General features: G+C 64.1%; 1 protein-coding gene. It reads right to left on the bottom strand.

What is annotated here, in order from left to right:
* The coding region (locus ACYQ8L_RS18340) for an SNF2-related protein (protein WP_459943266.1) at positions 1–2,127 on the bottom strand (2,127 nt) is incomplete at its 3' end.
* Positions 2,128–2,242: the final 115 nt, after the last annotated feature.

Raw genomic sequence — 2,242 nt, 5'->3', positions numbered from 1 at the left:
GTAGCGGCCGCGGGGAATGTCGTGGCGTGGCGGTCGGTCCAGGTGGAACGAGAGGGAATCCTCGTCGAAACGGGCCTGGCCGTCGAGGACGTGTCGTGTCAGCGCCCAGAAGCGCCGCCCCACGCGGTCGAGCTGGGCCCGGGTATCCGCGAGTCGTAGCCGTAGCCGCTCGTGTACGTCTTCGTCGAAGTGCTCGAAGAGCGCCCGGCGCGTCTCGTCGAGGCGTGAGCGGATCTGCTCGTCGAGTTCAGCCTGCAAGGCCGCAAAGGCGGCGTCGATCTCCTCCGGCGTTCGGCACTCCTGGTAGATGGCGAGAATGCGCTTTTCGAAGTCCACCCCGGACTCGATGCTGCCCAGAACGTCGTCCGACGCGCCGAAGATGCCGCTGAAGAGGTTGAACTTTTGGGTGAGAAGCTCAAGGACGCGCCGGTCCGCGGCATTCCGCTCGTTCAGGAAGTTGATCACGACCACGTCGTGCTTTTGCCCGTAGCGGTGGCACCGGCCGATTCGCTGCTCGATGCGCTGGGGGTTCCAGGGCAGGTCGTAGTTCACCACGAGGGAGCAGAACTGGAGGTTGACGCCCTCTGCCGCTGCCTCCGTGGCCAGGAAGATCGTCCCGTAGTCGCGGAAGTGCTCGATCAGGGCGGTACGCACATCGACCGCCCGCGAGCCGGAAACCCTCCCCGTCTCGCCATTGCGGCCCACCCACGCCTCATAGATGGCGGTGGCCTCCGGGCCGCCGTTCGTGCCGTTGAATACGACCACCTGGCCGCCGTAGCCGTGGGCCTCGAGGAAGTTCTTGAGGTACTCTTGGGTCCTGCGCGACTCGGTGAAGATCACCGCCTTTCGGGCCGCGCCGATCGCCTCCATTTGCTGAAAGCCGATTTCCAAGGCTTTGAGTAGGGTGTGCGCCTTTGTGTCGATGCCGATACGACGCGCCAGGTCAGCGAGTCGGCGCAACTCCTCGATTTCTTCCCGGAGCTTCCGGTGGTCGATGCCCTCAGAGGCGGCCGGGTCTGCATGCGCGTTGCCGTTCTCTCCGAGAATCTCGTCGAGGAGGTCGCTTTCCAGTTCTTCGTCCTCCACGAGCCACTCGGCGAAATCCGGGTCGCTCTCCTTGCGCTCGTCGCGCAAGGACTCGAGGCGCTCTCGAAGAATGTCAAGCGTTGCCGCGATAGCGGGCGGGGACGACGCGAGGAGCTTGCGCAAGATGAGCGCCGTGAGATGCCGCTGCCGCCGAGGCAAAGCGTAGCTCTCTTCCCGACGGAGAAAGGCCGAAACCGCTTCGTAGAGGACATGTTCAGCGTCGGTGGGCCGAAACGGCACGGTGATGGCCCTTCGTTCCGTGTAGCGGATGTACTCCGTCACCTGTTTGCGCAGCGTGCGCTTGCAAAACGGCGCAAGCCGTGCCCTGAGTGCGCCGAGGTCGCTGCCGGCGCCAGCGTACTGTGCCCGGAACGCGGAGACATCCCCGAACAAATTCTCGTCGATCAGCGTCGAGAGCCCGTACAGTTCCAACAGGGAGTTCTGGAGGGGCGTGGCGGTGAGAAGCAGCTTGCGGCAGCCTTCGGTCGCCCACCGGATGCCTTGGCCCACCTTGTTGCTAGGGCGGTAGGCGTTGCGTAGCTTATGGGCCTCGTCGATCACGACGAGATCCCAATTCACCGCCCGAAGCTCATCGCGGATACGGTTGGCGTAATGAAACGACACGATGATGATGGCGCCGGGGCGCAGCGGGTCCCGTGACTCGCGCCGCGCCTGGCGGTAGGACTTGGCGTCCAACACGGTGACCGGCAGGTTGAATTTTTCCTCGATCTCGAGAGCCCACTGCTTGCGAATCGAAGCCGGGCAGATGACCAACAGGCGCCGTCGGCGTTCGGCCCAAAACTGGCAGAGCACGATGCCCGCTTCGATGGTTTTTCCCAAGCCCACCTCGTCGGCGAGGATCACCCCCTTGGAAAGCGGGGACTGCAGCGCGAAGAGCGCGGCTTCGATCTGATGAGGATTCAGATCGACCGCCGCGTCAAAGAGCGACATTGAAAGTCGGTCCGGGTCCCCCGCCGCGGCGCGGCGCGTGAGGTCATATGCGTAGTACTTGGCGTGGTGTGGTGTAAGGGCTGGATACATGGGCCTCACCAAGTCGAGCGGGCCGCGTTCAGCGGCCAAGGGGTCGGACTTTGGTGCTGAGCTTTGCGGATCCGGTTAGCGCCTCCATGGCCATGGGTATCCTCCGGACTTCGTG

It is taken from the genome of Deferrisoma palaeochoriense (genome assembly GCF_054656955.1).
This window is presented reverse-complemented; position numbering and strand designations above follow the sequence as displayed.